A 3,345-nucleotide genomic window follows, 5' to 3' on the forward strand; every position below is an offset into this window, starting at 1 on the left:
CAATTAACCGTAGGTGGGTCGGCTAACTGACAACGGCTTCACGGTGCTGCCTCCCAAAACGGGGACAGAAGGCATTGGACAAGCTCAGAGAATCGGCGACGGTGCGTTTATCCTAGTCCTTGATTCTTAGAGATCCGTTGATGGGCACAACTTCCCTGCAGCGCACCCCCCTGTTTCCCTTCCATCAAGCCTTGGGGGCGCGGTTTGTCTCCTTTGCCGGCTGGGAAATGCCCCTGCAGTATCGGGGCGTGGTGGCCGAGCATCGAGCAGTGCGGGAGCGGGTGGGGGTATTCGACATCTCCCACATGGGCAAGTTCGAGCTCTGGGGGCCGGAGCTGGGATCCCACCTCAGCCGGCTGGTGCCCAGCGATCTGGCTGCCTTGCCAGTAGGATCCGCTCGCTACACGGTTTTGCTCAATCCGCTGGGGGGCATTGTGGACGATGTCATCTTCTACCGGCATCCACCGGAAGGGGAGCTGGAGCACTGGAGCCTGATCGTCAACGCGGCCACCCGCCACAAAGATAGGGAGTGGCTGCAGCAGCAGGGGATCCCTGGGCTGGAACTGCAGGATCACACCGAGTCGCAGGTGTTGCTGGCGGTGCAGGGGCCGGCAGCGGAAGAGGTTCTTCAGCCTTTTTTGGCGGGATCCCTGAAGGCTTTGCGCCGCTTTCAACACGGACAGTTTGCTCCTCAAAAAGGGGGATCCTCAGGGGCAAGGGTCTTTGTGGCCCGCACCGGCTACACCGGAGAAGACGGCTTTGAGATCTTGCTTAGCCCCCCAGAGGGCTGCTGGCTCTGGGAGCAACTGGTGCAGGCAGGAGTACAGCCCTGTGGCTTCGGCTGCCGCGATACCCTGCGCCTAGAGGCTGCTTTTTGCCTCTACGGCCAGGACATGGACGAGAGCACGACTCCCCTGGAAGCTGACTTGGGTTGGTTGGTCAACAATCCAGGGGACTACATTGGCAAGCTGGCCCTCGAACGTCAACGCGAGCAAGGGATCCCGCGTCGCCTGGTGGGGTTTCGCCTATTGGATCGAGCCATTCCCCGCAGCGGCTATGCCATCTACGCTCCCAACTCCCCTGAGCCGATCGGGCGGGTAACCAGCGGCAGCCATTCTCCTACCTTGGGCTACGGCATTGGCCTGGGATATGTGGATTCAACTTGGGCCAAGGTGGGATCCCGGCTGGAGATTGAGATTCGGGGCCAGCGCCGGCCCGCCGAAGTGGTAAAAAAGCCCTTCTACAGAGGGGCAGGCTCCAGTTAGCTTGGGGGGTTGAGCTGTCTGCCGGCCTTGGGGGTGGAGTATTCCTGCTGCAGCCGCCGCAATTTCCGCAGGGCCCGCCGCTCAATTTGCCGGACTCGCTCCCGCGAAAGACCGATGTGCTCCCCGATCTCCCGCAACGTCAGGCCCTTCGACCCATCCAGCCCATAGCGGGCCACAATTACCTGCTGCTCGCGTTCGCTCAGTTGGCCCACCAGAGCGCGCACCTCCTCGCAATGGGCAGCCCGGTTCAGATGTTCGACCGGATCGTTGTCTTCGTCAGGGATAAAGTGCTGCAGCTCAGTGCCGTCCTCGTCCCCCACCCCGACGTTGAGGGATCGGATCTCGGCCATGTGGCGGGTGATCAGTTCGCGGTAGTTGTCGCCAATATCCAGCGAATCGAAAACTTCCTCTGCGGCAGGCCGGGATCCCCTTTCGGCGGACAGCTCGCGGTAGCGCCGCTTCACCTGGGAGACCTTCTCGTACATGTGGGCGGGCAGCCGGATCAGGCGCCCCTTGTTTTGGATGCCGCGGTTCACGCTCTGCCGGATCCACCAGGTGGCGTAGGTGGAGAACTTGTACCCCCGCGTGGGATCGAACTTTTCCACGGCGCGAGTGAGGCCGATGGTGCCCTCCTGAATCAGATCCAGAAAGGGCAGACCGCGGTTGCGGTAGCGCTTGGCAATCGACACCACCAGGCGCAGGTTGCACTCCACCATGCGCTTCTTGGCGGCTTCCCCCTGCCGCAGGATCTGCTGCAGCTCCTCTAAAGGGATCCCCAGCCGTTGGCTCCAATCCTCCAGCGACTCGTGCTGCCGCCGCTGCTCCAGAAGGGCCATCATCCGCTGCACTTGGTGGGCCAGACGCAGTTCTTCCTCGGCGGTGAGCAACGAGTAGCGCCCAATGATTTTTAAGAAACGCCCCACTGCGTCTTGCAGCTCAAGATTTTCCGACATATCCAACCCCACACCATAAGTTGATGCCCTGTCAGAATCTTCTCTTCTGCTGTCGCGTCAAGCTTTCTTCCCACTAGGAAGCCGACCTTGCTGCAAACAGCACCTTATTCATACCAGTAGAAAAGCCTTTCCGTAAAGGTTTTGGCAACCTAAAATGCAGACTTTCAGCGGCTATTTGATTCACTAAATTTATTGAGTCCTGTCCGTGAGCTACTGCCAGCAGTGCCTCAGTTCTGGGCTCTGTCGGCTCCCTGATCTACGGGTAGATGTTACGAAAATAAAGCGATTCCGTTACTCAAAACTTAGACCAATAGGATCCGAAAAAAGCAAGTAAAATCGGTCATGCTCTCTTAATCGTTAACCAGATTGCACTGAGATAAAAAACATGTTTTTTGATACACTCTACATCGCTACAGATGCCTATTTTGTCTGTAGAAACCCATCGGAGAGGCCGGCCCAGCAAGGCATCGAACGGCCTGCTGGCCCATTTCTGCAACCTTTTGAGGCTGATTTCAGAGAGAGTTGTCAATAAGCCTCAGCCCCAAACCAGCCAAGGCAGATCCCAAGGAAAAGCCGTCGTCTTGGCTTTCCCAAGTTTAGGGCAAATTAAGGCAAATTTTGAGCCTTAGACACTACCTGTGGAGTCAAACCTTCGAGCCGCCAGCGTACTACAGGTTATCCGTCGAGTAGGGGCTGTGGAGCCCAGGGGGGAAAAGCCGCAACCCCTGCTGGCGCACGCGTTGCTCCTGCAGCGGGAGAGGGGTGATGCGCGGCAAAGGCGTAGCCTCAGGTTGAGGTGTTGGAGTGGGAGCAGGCGTAGGCAAGGGGCTAGGTGTTGGTTTCGGCGTGGCCACTACAGCCGGTGGGGTTGGCACAGCAGGTGTGACCTCAGCCGGGATCCCTTCTGAGGTGGGACGGGGACGCCGGAGTTGAAAGCGCGGCTGGCGACGTGGTGCAAGAGTGGGCGTCGACTCTGGTGTAAGAGTGGGTGCCGGCGTTGATGTCGGTGTTGGTATTGGTTCTGGCGTCGGCGTGGGTGAGGGGGGGGTCTCTGGTGGCGGCGTGCGTGTCCGCGCGGGAGTGGGTGTGGGGGGGTGGGGGGGTGTGGGTGGAGGGGATTGGGGGTT

At 59.4% G+C, this 3,345-nt stretch carries 2 protein-coding genes; one reads left to right on the forward strand and one right to left on the reverse strand.

Features of this window, described 5'->3' with window-relative positions; all coding sequences use genetic code 11:
• Positions 1-140: 140 nt before the first annotated feature.
• The gene (gcvT, locus tag NW841_RS12420; RefSeq protein ID WP_414372745.1) at positions 141-1,265 is read left to right on the forward strand and encodes a glycine cleavage system aminomethyltransferase GcvT; all 1,125 of its coding nucleotides are present in this window, start codon (positions 141-143) and stop codon (positions 1,263-1,265) included.
• Here gcvT and NW841_RS12425 read toward each other — a convergent pair.
• Positions 1,262-2,218 carry a sigma-70 family RNA polymerase sigma factor gene (locus tag NW841_RS12425; RefSeq protein ID WP_414366517.1) on the reverse strand — a complete coding sequence of 319 codons (957 nt, stop codon included), beginning with the start codon at positions 2,216-2,218 and terminating at the stop codon, positions 1,262-1,264. The genes gcvT and NW841_RS12425 overlap by 4 nt on opposite strands.
• Positions 2,219-3,345 lie beyond the last annotated feature (1,127 nt).

It is taken from the genome of Synechococcus sp. H60.3, from assembly GCF_047462295.1.
Classification (GTDB): Bacteria; Cyanobacteriota; Cyanobacteriia; order Thermostichales; family Thermostichaceae; genus Thermostichus.